Genomic DNA, 21,258 nt, shown 5'->3' with positions numbered 1-21,258 from the left:
ACTATAAAGTTTAAAAAGCATGGATAATCATTCAGGCTTGGCAGATGAACTGACCTCCAGGTTTGGGGAGTCGGTTTTGACTCAGCAACTTACTGTTGATGAGGTGACTACTTTATGGGTTGCAAAAGAAAACATCATACAGGTACTTAGCTACCTCAAGCATACCATCCAACATCCTTTTGAATTATTGTATGACCTCTGTGCTGTTGATGAGCGAAGCCGGGCTAAAAAGAATGGATTATCGTCATTTGATTTTACCATTGTATACCACCTGCTTTCATTTAAACGGAATGTTTTTATCCGCCTCAAGGTTGCCTTACAGGGCAGTTATCCATCCGTACCATCAATAAGTTCATTATGGAAAAATGCTAACTGGTATGAACGTGAAGTTTACGATATGTTTGGCATAAATTTCGAAGGCCATCCCCATTTAAGCCGTATCCTGATGCCTTTAACCTGGGAAGGCCATCCTTTAAGAAAAGAACATCCTGCAAGGGCCACCGAAATGGGGCCATTTAAACTTTGGGACGAAAAACAAGACCGTGAACAAAATGCCCTGCAATTCCGGCCCGAAGACTGGGGTTTAAAAAGACATAGCGAAGATGCCGATTTTATGTTCCTTAATCTTGGCCCTCAGCATCCCGGTACGCATGGGGTTTTACGTATTATTCTCCAGTTAGATGGTGAAGATATTGTTGATGCTGTTCCGGATATTGGTTTTCACCATCGCGGAGCAGAAAAAATGGGCGAGCGCCAGTCATGGCATACCTATATACCTTATACCGACCGGGTGGACTACCTGGGTGGCGTAATGAATAACCTGGCTTATTTACTGGCTGTGGAAAAACTGGCGGGTATTACCGTACCCGAAAGGGTAAAGGTAATGCGCATTATGTTGTGTGAATTTTTCCGCATTGCAAGTCACCTGGTATGGTACGGCACTTTTGCACAGGATTTAGGGCAGCTTTCGCCCGTATTTTACATGTTTACCGATAGGGAGAAGATATTTGATATTGTTGAAGCTATTTGTGGAGCCCGGATGCATCCCAACTGGTTCAGAATAGGGGGAGTTGCCCAGGATTTACCAAAAGGCTGGGATAAACTGGTGAGCGATTTTGTTGCTTATTTCCCCAAACAACTAAAGGAATATCACCAGATGGTGATGCGTAACAGTATTTTCAAGGGCAGAACAGTAGGAATTGGCATTTACACCTTAGAAGAAGCCATAGAGTGGGGGGTAACCGGTCCTGGTTTACGGGCTTGCGGATTTGAATGGGATTTCAGAAAAAAACAGCCTTATTCCGGTTATGAAAATTTTGAATTTGATATTCCTACAGCGCAAAATGGCGATTGTTATGACAGGGCCAGGGTGCGTGTTGAAGAGATGTGGCAAAGCCTGCGCATTATTGACCAATGCCTGAAAAATATGCCCGAAGGCGACTACAAAGCCGATCATCCTTTAACCACGCCGCCACTCAAAAAAAATACTATGCAGGATATTGAAACCCTTATTACCCATTTTTTAAATGTAAGCTGGGGGCCGGTAATTCCCGCCGGCGAAGCCATGAGTTGTATTGAAGCCACAAAAGGGGCCAACAGTTATTACCTCACCAGTGATGGCAATACTTCGCCCTATAGGGTCAGGATCCGAACGCCCTCGTTCCCGCATATGCAAATGCTGCCATATATCAGCAAGGGATACACGGTTGCCGATTTGTTATCCATTTTGGGTGCTATGGATTATGTGCTGGCTGATATTGACAGATGAAATATACAGGAAACAGAAGTTAAGGGTAAAAAAAGAATAGGATAAAAATTCCCGGTTGGAGAAAATAAACAGATATGCTATCAACGGAAGAAATAATGAAGATAGACCACGAGATCGCGCTTGTTCCCGTTCGGAAGGCTGCCTGTATAGAGGCGTTGAAAATTGTGCAAAAGCATCGTGGATGGATTTCTGATGAAAGTTTGTATGCCATTGCAAGCCACATGGATATGTCTGCCGAAGAGCTGGAGAGTGTAGCAACATTTTATAACCTCATTTTCCGTAAGCCAGTAGGCCGGAATATTATTTTACTATGCGATAGTATCAGTTGCTATGTAATGGGCTATGAGAAAATTTATGAACACCTAAAAAACCGGCTACATATCAAATTCGGGGAAACTACTGCCGATGCCAGGTTTACCCTTTTACCAAATCCCTGCCTGGGCACCTGCGATCATGCCCCGGCATTAATGATTAATGATGATCTGTATAATAATTTAACCACCGATAAACTGGATGACATATTAAAAGAGTATAAATAATAACATGGAAACACCCCTCACACAGCATATTAACATCAATCGCCCATCGCTTAATCTTAAGGATTATGTGCGCGTAGGTGGTTACCAGGCTGTGCACAGGGCAATTACCATGCCCCCACGGGAAATTACAAAAATGGTGCAGGATTCAGATCTTAAAGGCCGCGGGGGCGCTGGTTTCAATACAGGCATCAAATGGAGTTTCGTGCCGATGGATGATAATGCGCAAACCAAATACCTGGTTGCCAATGCCGACGAGATGGAACCCGGAACTTTTAAAGACCGCCTGCTGCTGGAAGGTAACCCCCATCAACTAATTGAAGGGATGATTGTATCGGCGTATGCTATACAAGCTAATATATCGTACGTGTTTTTGCGTTGGGCCTATAAAAAAGCTGCCCGGCTTATCAGGCAGGCTATCGACGAAGCTTATGCAGCCGGATACCTTGGAAAAAATATTTTAGGCACAGGTTTTAATCTCGAAATGCATTTGCATACCGGTGTTGGCAGATACATGTGCGGAGAAGAAACCGCCCTGTTGAATGCCCTGGAAGGGAAGCGGGCCACTCCCCGTACCAAGCCACCTTTTCCGCAGGTAAGCGGTTTGTTTGGCAAGCCCACCATTGTTAATAATGTAGAAACCCTTTGCAATATTCCGCATATTGTAAATAATGGGGCCGATTGGTTTAAAAGCCTGAGTCCCGGAGCCGATGCCGGAACCAAATTATATGGCGTTAGCGGTAAAGTAAATAAGCCGGGATTATGGGAATTGCCAATGGGAACTACCATGCGACAGCTTATTGAAGACCATGCAGGTGGAATGCAAAACGGCTTCAAGTTTAGGGGAGCGCTTCCGGGCGGGGCTTCAACCGATTTCCTGGTGGCAGAGCATCTTGATATTAAAATGGATTACAAATCGGTAGCAGCAGCCGGCAGCCGTTTGGGGACAGGCACAATGATTATTCTGGACGATCATACATGTCCGGTTGGTTTTGTGCATAACCTGGAGCATTTTTTTGCACAGGAATCCTGCGGTTGGTGTACCCCTTGCAGGGAAGGATTGCCCTGGACCGAAAAGATTTTGCTTTCCATTGAAAATGGAGAAGGGCGACTGGAAGATTTGGAACTATTAAAGATGCATACCAAATACTTAGGGCCGGGCAACACATTTTGTGCCCTGGCACCCGGAGCAATGGAACCGCTGCAAAGCGCTTTGAAATATTTCAGCGAAGATTTTGAAAAGCATATAAACGAAAAAAGATGTCCGTGGAGGTAAAACACAATGGCAGCAATTTATATAGATGGTAAAGTTTATGATGTAAAATCTGGCAAAAATTTGCTTGAAACCTGTCTTACGCTTGGTTTTAATCTGCCTTATTTTTGCTGGCATCCCGCCATGGGGTCGGTAGGAGCCTGCCGCCAGTGCGCCGTTAAGCTTTTTAAGGACGAGCAGGACACCAATGGCCGCTTAGTAATGTCATGTATGGAAGCGGTGAAAGACAATATGTATTTGTCTGTTAACGATCCCGCGGCCAAAGCTTTTCGCTCACAGGTTATAGAATGGCTCATGACCAATCATCCGCATGATTGTGCTGTTTGTGACGAAGGAGGTTCATGCCATTTACAGGACATGACCGTAATGACGGGTCACACTTACCGTAGGTTTCAATACAAAAAGCGTACTTATACAAATCAGTACCTAGGCCCCTTTATCAATCACGAAATGAACCGCTGCATACAGTGTTACCGTTGCGTTCGGTTTTATAAAGATTACGCAGGCGGAAAAGACCTGGATGTATTTGCAGCTCATGATCATGTTTATTTTGGAAGAGCGCAGGATGGAATCCTCGAAAACGAGTTTAGCGGCAACCTGGCAGAAGTTTGCCCTACCGGTGTTTTTACCGACAAGACCCTTAAAGAACATTATACCCGGAAATGGGATATGACCATGGCTCCCTCTATTTGCCAGCATTGCAGCCTGGGCTGTAATATTATTGCCGGGGAGCGATACGGCGAATTGCGGCAAATAACAAACCGCTTTAATGGTGAGGTGAACGGTTATTTTATTTGTGACCGGGGGCGGTTTGGGTATGAATTTGTAAACAGCATTAACCGCGTTCAGCAACCTATAATACGCGGAAAAATTCCAGACGCCGTAGATAAACAAACTTTATACAGCCATTTAACAGAAGTTTTATCAAACAACAAGGTAATAGGTATTGGTTCCCCACGGGCATCATTGGAAACAAATTTCGCCCTGATGCAACTGGTAGGAAAAGAAAATTTTTACCAGGGTATTTCTGAAACCGAAGCTCAGCTGATGCGCACAATCCTCCATACGGTAAACTCAGGATATATCCATACGCCCACTTTAAAAGAAACTGAAGCTGCCGATGCTACTTTGATATTAGGAGAAGATTTGACTAATGCTGCACCGCTATTGGCACTTGCATTGCGACAGGCTATAAGTAAAAAACCTTTTGAAAATGCGCAGCAAATAAACATACCTTCCTGGCACGATGCCGCATTACGCGAGTTTGCCCAGCAAGACAAAGGGGCGCTTTTTATAGCATATCCTACTCCGACCAGGCTGGACGACATTGCATCCGATAGCCTGCATATATCGCCCGATGATATTGCCCGTTTGGGTTATGCCATTGCGAATTGCCTGGATAGTACGGCGCCCGCACTGGGGAATATGGATGATGATACGTTAAAACTCGCCCGGCACATTGCAGATACCCTGAAAAAAGCCAAAAAGCCATTGATAATTTGCGGAACAGGCCTGGGTAATGAAGCTATTATTAAGGCCGCTGCTAACATAGCATATGCCCTGGGCACTAAAGATGAAAAAGCCAGCTTGTGCTTTGTGGTTCCAGAATGTAACTCAATGGGCCTGGCTATGATGCAGGCGCCATCATTAACACAGGCCGCCGAAGTTTTGGAAAAAGGGGGGGTTGATACCGTAATTGTTGTAGAAAATGATTTGTATCGAAGAGGCGCGAAAAAGGATATTGATAATCTTTTTGACCATTGCAAACAAGTTATTGTGCTCGATCATTTGCATAATGATACAACTAACCGGGCTAATGTATTGATACCGGTTGGCACCTTTGCCGAAGCCGATGGGACCATGGTTAATAACGAAGGAAGGGCGCAATGCTTCTTCCAGGTATTTATGCCCAAAAATGAAAATTTCCGCGAAAGCTGGAGGTGGCTGGACGAGTTCAGACAATTTAAAAATGGGGTGGGACTAAAAGATTTAACCGAACCAGGTGATTTGATGGCCGAAATGGTTGGCTTAATGCCTCAATTTAAAGGGGCAGAAACGGTAGCTCCGCCCGCCGACTTCCGCATTTCCGGGCAGAAAATCCCTCGCGAACCGCATCGTTACAGTGGTCGTACTGCTATACTGGCCAACATAAACGTAAGTGAACCCAAACCGCCCGAAGATCCCGATTCGGCCTTATCGTTTACGATGGAGGGCTTTAAAGGAATTCCACCAGCTCCTTTAATTCCATTTTACTGGGCACCAGGCTGGAATTCGGTACAATCCATTAACAAATACCAGGCGGAGGTTGGAGGGCCTTTGCAGGGTGGAGACCCCGGCAAAAGGTTGTTCCCTGAAAATCCTGTTGCCGAAAATGCATTTCTGAATAATATCCCACCGGCTTTTAAACCTTCGCCCGGGGAATGGCTGCTGGTACCCCTGTCGCACATCTTTGGCTCCGAAGAACTCAGTATTTATACTGCGGGTATTGCAGAACGCTCTCCCCGGCCTTATATCGCCATAAACAAACACGATGCAGCAAATTTAAATATCAGCGAAAGTGATATCATACAGGTACAGATCAAAGACGAGCATTATGAGTTGCCCGCAAAAATAATAGAAGTACTACCTGATGGCCTGGCAGGCTTGCCTTTCAATATTCCCGGGCTGAGCGGAATTGCATGGCAGACTAAAGCAATTTTAACGAAAACTGTGATATGAGTACAATAATTCAATATACCCTGATGATTGTAATTGTGTTATTCACGTTAACCACAATTGCTGCCTGGCTGATTTGGCTGGAAAGGCGAATGCTGGCCCTTTGGCAGGATCGGTATGGCCCAAATCGCGCTGGTCCGTTTGGTTTGCTCATCGTAGTTGCCGATACCATTAAACTGTTTTTTAAAGAAGACTGGATCCCTCCGTTTGCCGATAAAACAATTTTTGTAATTGCGCCAACTATTATTGGTGCTACCGTACTCTTTAGTTTTGTGATCATTCCTTTTGCGCCGGGCATGCTCATTGCCGACCTGAATATTGGCTTGCTTTTCTTCCTGGCCATGTCATCCCTCGGCGTTTACAGCATAGTATTGGGAGGCTGGGCCTCCAACAACAAGTATTCGCTGCTCGGGGCATTACGCGGAGCCTCGCAAATGATCAGTTATGAAGTGTTTATGGGGCTCTCACTCATGGGCGTGGTAATGCTTTCAGGCTCGTTCAGGCTTACAGATATTGTACTTGCCCAAAAAGGATGCTGGTATATTGTTACTCAACCAGTGGCATTTGTTATTTTCATGATTGCAGGTATTGCCGAAACTCACCGGCTGCCATTTGATATCCCCGAGGCAGAAAGCGAGCTTGTGGCCGGTTTTCACTCAGAATATTCGGGAATGAAATTCGGGATGTTCTTTATCGGCGAATACCTGGGTATTACACTCATTTCGGCCATGGTGGTAACACTGTTTTTTGGCGGATGGTTAGGGCCGTCATTTTTGCCTCCTTTGGTTTGGTTTGCACTTAAAACCTTTGTTTTTATCCTGTTTTTTATCTTACTAAGGGCTTCACTTCCAAGACCGAGGTACGATCAGCTGATGGAATACGGTTGGAAGATATTATTACCCATCGCTTTATTAAACTTATTAATAACAGGAGGGATTGTATTAATGATGAATAAATGATTGATTATGCCATAATGATAATGTGTATCGCGATTAACTAAGGGCGGAACGCGACGGATTAAAACTCACCCTTTTATCAGTGATAATGTAAAAAATAGAAACGATGATCAGTATATTAAGAACTATAGGGCTCACCTTTCTGCACATGTTCAGAAAAAGAGAAACCATACAGTATCCTGAAGAAAAGGTGGTACTGCACCCGCGCTGGCGGGGACGAATTGTATTAACCCGCGACCCAGACATGGGTGAGCGTTGCGTGGGCTGTTATTTATGTGCTGCCGCCTGCCCGGTGGATTGCATTTCATTACAGGCTACCGAAGATGAGAATGGCAGAAGATATCCGGAGTTTTTTCGTATCAATTTTTCAAGATGTATTTTTTGCGGCTATTGTGAAGAGGCTTGCCCCACATACGCTATACAGCTGATTCCTGATTTTGAGATGGCCGAATACAACCGGCAAAACCTGGTTTATGAGAAAGAGGATTTATTGATAGATAGCCAAGGGAAATACCCGGGTTATAATTATTACAAAGTAGCCGGACTGTCTGCCGGCATAAAAGGAAAGGGTGAAGGTGACAATGAGGACCCACCTGTTGATATACACAGTTTATTACCTTAAAAATGGACATCGTTTTTTACATAACTGCTTTTGTTACTGTGGTTTCTACAATCATGGTCATTACCAGGCATAACCCGGTACATGCGCTGCTGTACCTTATCATTTCGTTGTTATCTATGTCGGTAATCTTTTTTTTGTTGGGTGCGCCGTTTGCTGCATTGCTTGAAATTATCATTTATGCCGGGGCAATTATGGTGCTGTTTATTTTTGTGATCATGCTTTTAAACTTGGGCAAGGATACAGCGAAACAGGAAAAAGAATGGCTTAAACCCCGGGTTTGGATTGGTCCGGCAATTTTATCTGCCATTCTTTTTGTTGAATTATTTTACCTGATTACGACAGCCCATGCTGCGCCATACAATCTGCAAACTGTTGATCCAAAAGTTGTTGCTGTTTCATTATTCAGGCCATACCTCATTGGTGTGGAGCTGGCGGCCATGTTATTAATGGCAGGCGTGGTGGGGGCGGCACATATTGGGCAGCATAAAAAAATGATTTTGCACCGGTTTTTAAAAGAGGAGGATCCATCATGAAATCAACTGTATCTACAGAAATGGTGATGTTGCTGGCCGGTTTACTTTTCGTGTTGGGTATTGCCGGTGTCATTATCCGAAAGAATATCATTTTTATGCTGCTATCGGTAGAAGTAATGCTTAATGCCGCTGGTTTAGCCTTTGTAGCTGCAGGCTCACGCTGGGCACAGCCGGATGGGCAGGTGATGTTCATCTTTATACTGGCTATGGCAGCAGCAGAGGTTTCAATTGGGTTGGCGCTCATCCTGCAGATCTATCATCAGCATAAATCGCTGGATATTGACAAATTGAAAGAAATGAAAGGATAATTTAAAAAATGGAAATGGTTTGGACGTAGAAAAACACTTATAAATAAAAAATAATATGAATAACCTGTTATGGCTTGTACCTGTTTTGCCCCTTGCCGGTTTTTTGATACTGGCATTGGCAGGCAAACATGTATCCCGTGTTTGGGTTGCAATAATTGGTGCAGGAAGCGTAAGCATTTCGGCTATCATAGTACTAATAATCGGCATCAGTTTTTTATCCCATCCCCCTGCAACCGGTAACTATTCTCAAACCTTATGGACGTGGATGCAGGTAGCGGGTTTTAATCCTAAGATTACGCTTTTTTTGGATGCACTCTCACTCGTTTTTGTTTTTGTGATCACGTTTATCGGCACCCTGATACATATCTATTCAGCAGGTTTTATGGCTGGCGACAAAGATTATTCACGCTTTTTTGCCTGTATGAACTTGTTTGTGTTCTCCATGCTCCTGTTAGTGCTGGCCGATAATTTATTACTGCTGTATTTGGGTTGGGAGGGCGTGGGCTTGTGCAGTTACTTACTGATTGGTTTTTGGTATGAAAACGAGGTGAACGGATATGCGGCCCGCAAAGCTTTTATCATCACCCGGATTGGCGATACGGCCATGGCCATTGGGCTTTTTGTGATTTTTTACCAGTTTGGCACATTGGCTATTCCCGATGTTTTGGCTAAAGCCCCGGTTTTATGGCAGCAGGGAGCATCAATAGCCACCCTCACGGCCCTGTTGTTACTTGCCGGCGGTGTAGGAAAATCGGCACAGTTGCCATTACAAACCTGGCTGCCAGATGCAATGGCAGGGCCATCGCCTGTAAGCGCGCTGATCCATGCCGCTACTATGGTGACAGCAGGTGTTTATCTTATCGCCAGGATGCATGTTATTTTTCAATTGTCGCCAATTGCGCAAATGGTAGTTGCCGTGATTGGAGCCGCAACCTTATTTATCGCTGGTTTCAGCGCGCTCACGCAATATGATATAAAACGGGTACTGGCTTATTCTACCATCAGCCAGATAGGGTATATGTTCCTGGCATTAGGTGTAGGGGCATGGACAGCTGCCATTTTCCATTTCATGATCCATGCTTTTTTTAAAGCCCTTTTATTCCTGGCAGCGGGCGCTGTAATAGAAGCTTTGCATCACGAGCACAATATGTTTAAAATGGGCGGACTTAAAAATAAGCTTCCGGTTATTTTCTGGACCTTCATGGCAGGTTCGGCCTCATTGGCAGCATTACCATTAATAAGCGCCGGATTTTACAGTAAAGATCAGATACTATGGTATGCCTGGGCCAGCGAAGGGGGAAGCCCTTTGCTATGGTTTATTGCGTTGCTTGGGGCCTTCATTACCGCCGTATATACCACCCGGATGATGATTCTTGTTTTTTGGGGCGAAGCTAAAACAGCGGTTGGTCATCATCCCGGCAAGCTCATGACAGTACCGTTGATCATCCTTGCCTTTTTCTCGCTCTTTGCAGGCTTTATAGAACTGCCGCATAATTTTGGTCATTTTATACTTTTTTCAAACCTGCTTCACCATGTATTGCCCGAAACGGTTTTAAAAGCGGGTATAAATACAGAATTGCAATTTCAGGTTCTGGCACTTCTGGCAACTTTAAGCGGGATTTACCTGGCATATGTTTTTTATTATAAACAACCGCAACGAATTGAAAGGTTAAAGCAATCGGGATTTGTTATGAATCTTTACCTTTTCTGGTTTTCGGGCTGGGGCTTTGATAAGTTATATAATGTATTACTTGTGAGACCTGTTGTTTTCATTGCCAATATCAACAAAAATGATGTGGTTGATAAACTTTACCAGGGTATCGCGTTTGTCACTATCCGCCTTTATCAATTTTTATCATTTACCCAGTCGGGGTCATTAAGGTGGTATATCATGGGGTTGGTTGCAGGTGCAATAATCATATTAAGCATACAAATAATGTTATGATACTTATTTATGTAATCGGCATATTAATGGGAGGTGGTTTACTGGCGCTCCTGTTGGGGCAATGGAACAAAAACCTACCCCGCTGGGTTGCGCTTTGTACATTGTTAACCGGTTTTATTGTTTTGGTATCTTTTTGGATTAATCATTACCGAACTGCTAATGCCAATTTTTCCAATACCTGGATGATTGACTACCGGCATAGCTGGATCCCGTCGTTGGGTATAAGCTTTCACCTGGCCATTGACGGGTTAAGTCTGTTGATGCTGGTGCTGACTTTTTTTCTAGGAATTTTGGCGGTGCTATGTTCCTGGAACGACGTAAAAGAACGCCTGGGTTTTTATTACTTCAATTTACTTTGGATCCTGGCAGGAATTTCGGGGGTATTCACGGCGATGGATATGTTCCTGTTTTACTTTTTCTGGGAAGTGATGCTTATTCCTATGTATTTCCTGATTGGCATATGGGGAAGCGAAAACCGGGTTTATGCTGCCTACAAGTTTTTTATTTTCACCCAGGCCAGCGGTTTGTTGATGTTGCTGGCCATAATTGGCTTATATTTTATTCATGGCAATAATACGGGCATTTATACCTTCAACTACTTTGAATTACTGGGAACCGTTATGTCGCCTGGTATTGCTTTTTGGTTGATGCTTGGTTTTATGATTGCTTTTGTGGTGAAATTACCCGTAGTACCCTTCCATACCTGGTTGCCCGATGCGCACAGCGAGGCCCCTACAGCCGGAAGCTTAATACTGGCAGGGTTACTATTGAAAACAGGAGCTTACGGCATATTAAGGTTTGTTCTTCCTTTGTTTCCGGAAGCTGCGCGGGAGTTAGCACCATGGGCGATGCTCTTCGGTGTGATAGGGATTATTTATGGAGCTATCCTGGCTTATGCACAAACCGATCTTAAACGCCTGGTGGCTTATACAAGCGTTAGCCACATGGGCTTTGTAATACTGGGTATTTTTGCTTTTAATGAACTGGCCTTACAGGGAGTAGTAATGCAACTTGTTACACATGCAATAAGTACAGGGGCATTGTTTATTATGGCAGGGATGTTGAAAGAGCGCCTGCATACCCGCGACATTAACCATATGGGCGGACTTTGGACCCAAATGCCGCAGATGGGGGCTATAGGAATGTTGTTCGCTATGGCCTCTTTAGGCTTGCCCGGATTAGGGAATTTTATTGCGGAGTTCCTGATATTATTAGGCGCTTTTAAAGCCAATGTAATGCTTACTGTTATTGCAACAATCGGCCTCGTTTTTTCTGCCATTTATTCCCTGCGTATTGTACAGAAAGTATTTTTAGGACCATCTGAAAGACCGGATCAGGTTCGCGATTTTTCATTCAGAGAAATAATGGTAATGGCAGCGCTTACATTATCAATTATATGGCTGGGTTTGTATCCACAACCGGTTGTGGATACCGTTAAGCCAATGATTGACAAATTAGAGCATATTTTTCCAACCGAAAATAAAAGTGCGGAAAAGGCAAACCTTCAGGCAACGCCATCAAATACACATAAATATCTGGTCAAAAAATAAGAAGAACGCTATGTCAGGTAACGATTTTTTCGCTCTTACACCATTAGTATTACTTGCCGGTTCTTCCGTGCTGATTATGCTTTTGATCGCAATAAAGTTGAGTCACCGTGTAATTCAGCTAAGTAGCCTGCTTTTGTTTGCCATCGCCTTTTTTTCTCTTTTTTATATTCAAAAATCGCTTCCGTATCATATCGAACCATTGCTGGTTATAGATGGGTTTTCGGTGTTCATTATGGGGCTGATCATTTTTTCGGGTTTGGTGGTCAATATCCTTTCTTATATTTATTTTGAAGAAAAGGAGGAAAGTCCGAAAGAATATTATGTATTGCTCTTTCTGTGTACCCTTGGGGCGTGTGTATTGGCAGTCAGTAAACATTTTGTTTCTTTATTCCTGGGTCTTGAAATTCTCACTGTTGGCTTGTACGCCCTGATTGCCTATTTGCGGGTAAGGCATCATAATATAGAAGCGGGAATTAAATACCTTGTGCTGGCGGCATTCTCTTCGGCTTTTCTCCTTTTCGGGATGGCCTTAATTTACCTTCAGACCGGAAGCATGGAGTTTTCAATGATAGCACGCAGCCTGGCTTCATCCCCATCATTATCGCCATTATTTCTTACCGGTTTAGGAATGATGTTAGTAGGAGTGGGTTTTAAACTGGCAGTGGTTCCGTTTCATATGTGGACTGCCGATGTATATGAGGGAGCACCTGCACCTGTTACCGCCTTTATTGCAACCGCTTCCAAAGGCGGAGTGTTTGCAGTGCTGTTCCGTTTTTTTATAATGATTGATGGCTTCAGGTTCAAGGTAGTTATGCTTATTCTAATTTGTATTGCCATTGCATCTATGATTATGGGCAACCTGCTTGCAGTGCACCAAAAAAATGTGAAACGTATCCTGGCTTATTCCTCTATTGCACACCTTGGTTATTTATTAGTTGCTTTTATCCCTGGCAGTGTGATGAGTATAAAAGCTGTTAGCTTTTATTTGATGGCCTATTTTATTACCACGCTAACCGCTTTTGGCATCGTGACCATTTTATCAAATAAAGAAACGGATGCCGAAAATATAGAAAGCTATAGAGCATTATTTTGGCAAAATCCTGTCCTGGCCTGTGTATTTAGCTCGGCTTTACTTTCGTTAGCAGGAATACCGCTTACGGTTGGCTTTGTTGGGAAATTTTATATACTGGCAGCAGGGCTCCAGGGAGGGTTTTGGATAACTGCTTTAATCCTGGTTATCAGCAGTGTGATTGGTTTGTACTATTATCTCCGGATTATAACTACGATGTTTGCCGGGCAAAAAAGTATTCAACCCAAAGAAGAAAAAGCAAACCCGGTTTTTTACATGGTGAGTATTATAACCTTATCGGTTCTTAGTTTATTGATTATTTGGTTAGGGGTCTACCCTTCAGGAATGATGGGTTTTATGGAATATTTAAAACTCAAATAGTAAGCGCAGTACCAGGCAAATGCCCTCCAATCAAACTAATATTTTAATTTTTTAAGGTACATACTTATTCTTCTGCCCGTTTCGCGCTTTATCTATTTATACCGAAATTGCATTATGAAATGGCGCGACACAAAAAAACTACTACACCTTCTTTTTTGGGTCATCATAACGCTTATATTTTTATATGACCGGCAATACCTCCTGCGAAAAATTGGCCTTGGCCATTTTACGGCGTGTGTAGTAGTGAGACTTGGCCTCATCATTTCCTTGGCTTACCTCAATCTGTATATACTTATTCCAAGGCTTTTTAAAAGCAAACGCTACTTTATGTACTTTTCTGCGTTGATTGTAGTATCATGCATATATGTTAGCCTTCAAAATTTATATGACATTTATTTATACGGCTTTGTCATCGGGGCCAAACATTATCGTAGTTTCTGGTATGCTTTCCCTTTTACTTTGCTTACCACCAGTTGGTACCTGCTGCTTACAACGGCCTTTAAGCTGAGTTTGGATTGGTATGAGCAGCGCAAGCGTATTACTCATCTGCAATTCCAAATTGAAAACGGATTGACTGCTGTAGCGGAAGAGGAAATTATTTTTTTAAAATCGGGTACGCAAAACATCAGAACCAACCTTGCGGAGATCACTCATATAGAAGGCTTAAAAGATTATTCGGTGATTTTTACCAAGGCCGCTAAAATTGTGGTCAAAGGTTCTTTAAAGGCAGTTGGCTCACGGCTTCCGGCGGGGCGGTTTATCCGTATTCATAAGTCCTATATCGTTGCCAAAGACAAGATTCAAAGCATGGATACAGCTAAGGTGACGTTAGCAGGAGGAACAGTAATTCCGATTGGACGTAATTACAAACAGGAACTTGAGGTGCAATTAAAAGCAGAAAAGTATTAATTCAAATATTAATTTTTTCGGATCTTACCGGAAACTGTTAATACCTTACAATAAATGCAATATTAAACCTATGAAGATTAGTACATTCCGGACATCAGGGTTAGTTATCCTTTGCTCCCTCGGTGTTTTCAGCACTTTGTGCTCTTTTTACCTGGATAAACAACCAGTATTAAAAACCGGGAATAAATCTCCCAGGATAGTTAATATTGTCAATTTTATTCGGCTACTTGAACCCCGCGACCCGAAAATTACCGAGGATGTATTATACCAAACGGTAGTTAAACAGGTAGAGCTCATGAAAAAATACAAGCTTGGGGGTACATTTCTGTTGCAGTATGACGCACTGCTTGAGCCCCGTTATCAAAAATTATTGTCGGCACTTCCAAAAAAAACTTTCGAAATTGGTGCCTGGTGGGAAATTCCTCAGCCGCTGGTTGAAAAAGCCGGTCTGAAATGGCGAGGGCGCTACCCATGGGATTGGAGGGCAAATATTGGCTTTTCTACAGGTTATACCCCCCGGGAACGGGAGAAACTGATTGATGTTTATATGACTGATTTTAAGAAGATCTTCGGATATTATCCTAAGTCAGTTGCGTCATGGTTCATAGATGCCCATAGCCTCAATTACATGTATGAAAAATATCATATTGTAGCTTCGGCAAATTGTAAAGACCAATATGGAACCGATGGCTATACCCTATGGGGCGGTTATTGGAACCAGGCTTATTACCCAAGTAAGCTCAATTCCTATATGCCGGCACAGCATGAGCAGAACCAAATCCCGGTACCTATTTTCCGCATGCTTGGCAGCGATCCGGTAAGGCAGTATGATACAGGATTAGGCACCCCACGGCAGGGCGTAATAACCCTGGAACCTGTTTATAAATTTGGGGGAGGCGATTCGACCTGGGTCAACTGGTTCTTCAAAACATTTACCGACGATGATGCATTGGGGTTCGGTTATACCCAGGCCGGCCAGGAAAATTCTTTTACCTGGGATGCTATGGCGAAGGGTTTTGAACTACAGATGCCATTAATTGCTAAGCTTAGAGACGAGCATAAGGTAAGGGTAGAAACATTGGAGGCATCGGGCCGGTGGTTTAAAAACAAGTACAAGGTTACACCTTCAACATCCTTTTCGGTTAGTAAAGATATTGATGGCAGCGACCTTAAAACTGTATGGTTCAACAGTCGTTTTTACAGGGTTAACATGCTATGGGAGCAAGGTGCGCTGAGGATACGTGACATTCACTTATTTAATGAGAAATTTCCATCTGTTTATGAAACACAGGCAGCCACATCAAATGAATGTACGTTTTTTACATTACCTGTTGTAGACGGATATATATGGAGCACAAAAGACCAGATTGCCGGTTTAAGACTAAAAGCAATAGTTAACGGAAAAGAAATATTACTCCAGGGAAAAGGTCCGAAGTTCATCAAAACCGGACCGTCAACAATGCTCATTACCTGGCCCTTAACATCAATTGATGGAACGTTTGAAGTGAATTTGAATGAGAAACAAATTAAAATGAAGTTGATAACCGCTAAAGCTGTTACCTGGTTTTTTGATCTGACTACTGCAAATGGGATTAAGTTACCATTTACCGGCGTGAAAAATAAAAGCATAGATTGCCGGTTTGAGGGTATGAACTATTCGGTTAAAGCCGGCAAAGGGGCTTTTACAAGGCCAAATAACGGATCGGTATTAAGAATAAGTCCGCAGTTAAATGCTATTACATTAGATCTTGATGAAGCAGCCGGCGAATGAAATCAAGGATAATTCCTGAAATGCCGATTATTAAGTTGACATAATGCTTTGAAGTAAGTTTCCCAGGATCACATATATCAAGGCATCGTTTCTTTCGATAGGCAAATGAACAATAGTTGCACTAATTATGCACCATTTGAAAAAAAATGTAGCGAAATCAACAGCMCATTCGTATAGCTATTGTTGCCTTAGTGTAAAAATTACATGAAATAAATATTATATATCTAATAATTGACCTGTCTTTTTTTTAATGATAAGAAATTGTCTATTTTTCCGTTAGTTAGAGTAAAAAAATATTCACTCAAATGGCTTTTAGATATAAAGCGCTAATATGATTTTAAAGAAACAATAACTTGATTAGTTTTTTTGAATAATTAAAATATTTTACGGGTTATTTTGATTGAAAAAAATGACTTTAACTATTTTTAATTTGTAATGATTTCAATACCCAAACCTTATTCGTGAAAAAAACATATTTAATAATTTCCTTACTTCTTTTTACTATTATAAAGGGTTATTCTCAAAGCATATCTGTTGGCAGTTATTCCGAAGATATTGCGAGAAGAAACCAGGTTTCTGGCAAAAGCGATAATCCATCTTCCTTTATTATTCGCCCTTTAAACATTCAATTGGACAGTAAAGGTGCCGACTCGGTGTTGCAAAAGCTTGTTGCAAGTAAAGTATACTCAAAATTCAGCTTCATGGGTATGCCGTCGGGAATACAGTTGCTGCCGTTTAGCTGGCTAAACGAATATAATTTTAACAGGCCATTTGGTTACAACAATGCATCATTGTATCCAAACGCAGGTTATCAGAGTATGCTGAGCGGCGGTTTCTTAGTAAAGGCAGGTATACTCAGGATACAGGTTAAACCAGAATTGGTGTATGCGCAAAATAAAAGATTTGATACGTTTGCTGATGTGCAGGCCAATAATAATTCCCCCGCGCTTATGAACGCCTATTTTGGCACTATAAACGGTATTGATGCGCCCGAAAGGTTTGGAAATAATTCATTACAGCACCTGTACCCCGGGCAATCCAAAATCACTATAAACTATCAAAGTATTGAAGCCGGGGTTTCTACAGAAAACCTATGGTGGGGACCGGGCATAAAAAACTCCATCATGATGAGTAACTCTGCACCTGGCTTTTTGCACTGGACATTTAATTCTGTAAAACCTGTTAAAACAATAATTGGTTCATTTGAATGGCAAATAATCGGCGGTAACTTAAAGCAATCGGGTTTTATGCCTGATGATATAAATAAATTAGTTTATGGTAAAAATCTGTATAGCCCCAAATCCCAGGTTACCCGCTATATTTCGGCCTATACTGTTAACTGGCAGCCCAAATGGTTAAAAGGCTTGTATTTAGGCATTACAAGCTACGATTATCTTGATAAAGATTCGATCTATCATCAAAAAAACATCATTCGAAAAATATTCCCGGTAATTACGGGCTCGTCTGTAAAGGCAAATGATGCTTCAAACGGTACAGGGGGCGATGGGCAGGATTTTGCATATGCATTTAATATAAGGCAGCTATTACCATTATACAAAGCAGAAATTTATTTTGAATGGGCCAGGAATGACAGGTATGGAAATCTTAATGATCTTTTACAAGAGCCGGAACATTCAACTGCGTATACATTTGGGGGGCGTAAATTATTTGACCTGAGCAAAGGAGCATTTATACAGGTAAAAGCCGAAATTACCCAATTGCAACGACCACCGACCTTTTTGTTACGGGATGAGCCTACGTGGTATGAACACCTTTCGAGTCCGAGGGATGGTTATACAAATAATGGCAGATATGTAGGCGCGGGTATCGGGCCGGGAAGTAATAGCTTTATATTTGATATTAGTTATTTAAAAAACCTGGATGCATTTGGTATTGCACTTGAAAGACAACTGCATAATAATGATCTATACTACAGTGCCTTTGCTGGTACAGGTACATATAATTTGCATTGGGTGGATGTTTCGGGCACTTTTTATAGTAACATAAAGTTGAAAAGATACCTGCTATCAGCCGAAGTTACCCCTGTTTACTCGTTAAACTACCAATACAAAAACGGAGAAAGTTTTAACTTACATGCAAGGCTTAATCTTACTTATTATTTTAACTAACGTCTGTACTTTTTGTGCCTCTCTGTCACTATCTTAAAATAACGATTGTTTATCCTACAAATTAAAAGCACCTGTATTGGTGTTAATAAATAATTATTTGATTTACTTTTGCAAAAAAATAATATCATTTATCGGAGCGTTATTTTATCCTCTGATAGCATTTAACATATGAGCAAATTTAACTTTCGTATACTTTTAATTGCCCTGATTATTTTGTGCGGGGCAGTTAAAAAATCTTCGGCCCAAAATAATTTTCAAAATATTTCTTCTGTTAATGTAGATGATCTTTCCGATCAGCAAATAGCACAACTGATGCAACAGGCGCAAAGTGCGGGATTAAGTGATGCCGATTTAATACAGCAGGCTCAAAGCCGGGGAATGTCGGCCAGCCAGGCGCAGAAATTGCAGTTACGGATAAAAAAACTGCGCAATAAATCGGCAGGCTCATCGGCAAATGCGGCTGATAGTGTTGCTACGCAAGGGAGGCAACTTAATTACAAACCCGACAGTGTTGACACATCCTTTTCCCGAAAAGATATATTTGAGGGATTAAAGCCAAAAGTATTTGGCGCCGATATTTTTAAAAATAAAAACAGCTCATTCGAGCCCAACCTTAAACTTGCCACACCGTTAAATTATATTGTTGGCCCTAATGATCAGCTAAACGTTAGCGTTTATGGTAATTCACTGGTAAATTGGAAACTTGATGTTTCGCCCGAGGGAAATATCAATATCCCGGGGATAGGTATTTTAAACGTAGGCGGCAAAACAATTGAACAAGCTACATCATTAATAAAAAGTAAGCTCGCAGCTAATAATTATGCTATAGGCCGCGGTACAAATGTTCAGGTAACACTTGGCAATATTCGTAGTATCCATGTAATTATTATCGGCCAGGTTACAAAACCGGGCACCTACACGCTGCCATCGCTGGCTACGGTTTTTAATGCGTTGTATACCGCAGGCGGCCCAACCGAAAACGGAAGCTTAAGGCAAATAGAGGTCATCCGGAACAACCGTATCATAAGGCATCTTGATGTTTACGATTTCCTGGTGAAAGGCGATCAAAAGAACAATATATCACTTCAGGATCAGGATATAGTTCGGGTTCCCACTTTCAGAACAAGGGTTGAGCTTGCCGGGCAGGTTAAAATTCCGGCACTATTTGAGGTTTTACCAGGCGAAACCCTTGATAACATATTAACCTACGCGGGGGGCTTTACAGATAGTGCCTATACGGCACGCATAAAAGTTTCACAAATAAGCGATCAGCAGAGAAAAATAACGGATGTTTTGGAAGCCGACTACAAAAATTACATTCCTTTAAGGGGCGATAAATACACAATTGAATCTATTATTAACAGGTTTGAAAACAGGGTTGCCATTAACGGAGCTGTATTTAAACCCGGAGATTATGAATTACAACGCGGTTTAACATTATATCAACTAATAGAAAAGGCTGCCGGCTTAAAAGAAGATGCCTTTACAGATAGGGGAACAATTACCCGGCTAAAGCCCGATAACAGTACCGAGATAATAGGGTTTAGTGTAAAGGATGTTATTAATAAAGCAGTAACTATACCGCTGCAACGTGAAGACATTGTAAATATTTCTTCGATATTTGATCTGCGCGATAAATATACAGTTGCCATTAATGGTAGTATAAGAAAGCCGGGGAAATTTGCTTTTTCTGAAAACATGAAAGTAGAGGACCTGATTTTAAAGGCCGGTGGGTTTGCAGAGGGGGCAAGTACAAAGCGCATCGAAGTGGCCCGGAGGAAAACTGATGCAGATCCTTCTTCCAAAAGCAGTGCCGTTGCCCAGGTTTTTAGTGTTAACATTGACGGCCCGTTAAAGCCCAATGATGCTAATTTTGTGCTCAATCCATTCGATATAGTTTCTGTATACAGTTTACCAGGCTTTGAAAAACAAAAGACAGTAAAAGTTGAAGGCGAAGTTTTATATCCGGGTTCGTATACGATAAAAAACAAAAACGAGAAAATATCAGACCTGGTTGCCCGTGCCGGCGGCCTTACTGCCTCAGCAGATGTTGAGGGCGGATCGTTAAAAAGAGAAAACATTGCCATATTGGGTGTTGATAAARATAAAGCAGATACTACAGCACTTGCTCTTGAACGCACCGCTCAGTTTAGCAGGCTTAAAAGAGCCTATAAGGATTCTACCAACACTGCAGCAGATACCCAGCAGCGAAATAATCATGTAGGTATCGATCTTACCAGGATATTAAAGTCTCCCGGGTCAAAAATAGATCTGTTGTTGGAGGATGGTGACGTTTTAAGGATTCCTAAGCAACAGCAAATCGTTCGTGTAAACGGCCAGGTGCTTTATCCAAGTGCGGTGGTGTACGATGGATCAAAATCGTTTAATGGCTTTGTATCCAATGCTGGTGGATATGGGCCCGACGCATTAAGAAGGGGAGCTTATGTTGTATACGCCAATGGAACCGTAAAAGGCACACGGAAGTTTTTGTTTTTCAATATCCATCCTTCAGTAAAGCCCGGAAGCGAAATATATGTTCCTAAAAAGGCAGAAAGCAAAAACAATACAGGTCAGTTGATTTTAGGATATACCACAGGGTTGGCTTCGTTAGGGGCTATTATTTTGGGAATATTGAGTTTGAATAAGTAATTTATATCCTGAAGTTGAAATATAATTAGGTAAGATACAATGGATAATAATAAAGAGTTTGAAGGAATATCTATAAAAGAAATTATTTTAAAATTTAGCAGTGCCATAAAGTACCTTAAAGCTAAAAAGATAACTATTTTACTT

Annotated in this window: 15 protein-coding genes; all 15 read left to right on the top strand. The window is 42.1% G+C overall.

What is annotated here, in order from left to right; all coding sequences use genetic code 11:
* Positions 1-19 precede the first annotated feature (19 nt).
* The 15 genes from nuoC (at position 20) to AC1DO4_RS18075 (ending at position 21,114) form a co-directional block, all read left to right on the top strand.
* The gene (nuoC, locus tag AC1DO4_RS18145) at positions 20-1,768 is read left to right on the top strand and encodes an NADH-quinone oxidoreductase subunit C/D (RefSeq protein ID WP_477418344.1); all 1,749 of its coding nucleotides are present in this window, start codon (positions 20-22) and stop codon (positions 1,766-1,768) included.
* Positions 1,769-1,842: 74 nt separating this feature from the next.
* On the top strand, positions 1,843-2,307 hold the full coding sequence (nuoE, locus tag AC1DO4_RS18140) for an NADH-quinone oxidoreductase subunit NuoE (RefSeq protein ID WP_477418342.1): 465 nt from the start codon (positions 1,843-1,845) through the stop codon (positions 2,305-2,307).
* 4 nt (positions 2,308-2,311) lie between these two features.
* Complete coding sequence (gene nuoF / locus AC1DO4_RS18135) at positions 2,312-3,580, top strand: NADH-quinone oxidoreductase subunit NuoF (RefSeq protein ID WP_477418340.1); 1,269 nt, start codon at positions 2,312-2,314, stop codon at positions 3,578-3,580.
* 6 nt (positions 3,581-3,586) lie between these two features.
* Positions 3,587-6,295, top strand: a complete 2,709-nt coding sequence (gene nuoG, locus AC1DO4_RS18130; RefSeq protein WP_477418338.1) for an NADH-quinone oxidoreductase subunit NuoG — start codon at positions 3,587-3,589, stop codon at positions 6,293-6,295.
* Positions 6,292-7,251, top strand: a complete 960-nt coding sequence (gene nuoH / locus AC1DO4_RS18125; RefSeq protein WP_477418336.1) for an NADH-quinone oxidoreductase subunit NuoH — start codon at positions 6,292-6,294, stop codon at positions 7,249-7,251. Before nuoG ends, nuoH begins: the two co-directional genes overlap by 4 nt.
* A gap of 103 nt (positions 7,252-7,354) precedes the next feature.
* A complete protein-coding gene (gene nuoI, locus AC1DO4_RS18120; RefSeq protein WP_477418334.1) occupies positions 7,355-7,870 on the top strand; it encodes an NADH-quinone oxidoreductase subunit NuoI in 516 nt (171 codons plus the stop codon).
* Between the two features lie 2 nt (positions 7,871-7,872).
* A complete protein-coding gene (gene nuoJ, locus AC1DO4_RS18115; protein ID WP_477418332.1) occupies positions 7,873-8,403 on the top strand; it encodes an NADH-quinone oxidoreductase subunit J in 531 nt (176 codons plus the stop codon).
* On the top strand, positions 8,400-8,711 hold the full coding sequence (gene nuoK, locus AC1DO4_RS18110; protein ID WP_477418330.1) for an NADH-quinone oxidoreductase subunit NuoK: 312 nt from the start codon (positions 8,400-8,402) through the stop codon (positions 8,709-8,711). Before nuoJ ends, nuoK begins: the two co-directional genes overlap by 4 nt.
* A 55-nt stretch (positions 8,712-8,766) precedes the next feature.
* Positions 8,767-10,656 (top strand): NADH-quinone oxidoreductase subunit L, encoded by a 1,890-nt coding sequence (gene nuoL / locus AC1DO4_RS18105; RefSeq protein WP_477418328.1) that lies wholly within the window; start codon positions 8,767-8,769, stop codon positions 10,654-10,656.
* Positions 10,653-12,206, top strand: coding sequence for an NADH-quinone oxidoreductase subunit M (gene nuoM / locus AC1DO4_RS18100; protein ID WP_477418326.1), 1,554 nt, complete (start codon positions 10,653-10,655; stop codon positions 12,204-12,206). The genes nuoL and nuoM overlap by 4 nt, the downstream gene beginning before the upstream one ends.
* A 10-nt stretch (positions 12,207-12,216) precedes the next feature.
* On the top strand, positions 12,217-13,656 hold the full coding sequence (locus AC1DO4_RS18095) for an NADH-quinone oxidoreductase subunit N (protein WP_477418324.1): 1,440 nt from the start codon (positions 12,217-12,219) through the stop codon (positions 13,654-13,656).
* A gap of 459 nt (positions 13,657-14,115) precedes the next feature.
* A complete protein-coding gene (locus AC1DO4_RS18090; protein ID WP_477418322.1) occupies positions 14,116-14,565 on the top strand; it encodes a LytR/AlgR family response regulator transcription factor in 450 nt (149 codons plus the stop codon).
* 70 nt (positions 14,566-14,635) lie between these two features.
* Positions 14,636-16,336: a hypothetical protein gene (locus AC1DO4_RS18085; RefSeq protein ID WP_477418320.1), complete on the top strand. Its 1,701-nt coding sequence runs from the start codon at positions 14,636-14,638 to the stop codon at positions 16,334-16,336.
* Between the two features lie 461 nt (positions 16,337-16,797).
* Positions 16,798-18,465: a capsule assembly Wzi family protein gene (locus AC1DO4_RS18080; protein WP_477418318.1), complete on the top strand. Its 1,668-nt coding sequence runs from the start codon at positions 16,798-16,800 to the stop codon at positions 18,463-18,465.
* Between the two features lie 168 nt (positions 18,466-18,633).
* Positions 18,634-21,114, top strand: a complete 2,481-nt coding sequence (locus AC1DO4_RS18075) for an SLBB domain-containing protein (RefSeq protein WP_477418316.1) — start codon at positions 18,634-18,636, stop codon at positions 21,112-21,114.
* The last annotated feature ends 144 nt before the right edge of the window (positions 21,115-21,258 follow it).

This window comes from Mucilaginibacter sp. P5_A6 (genome assembly GCF_056400585.1).
This window is presented reverse-complemented; position numbering and strand designations above follow the sequence as displayed.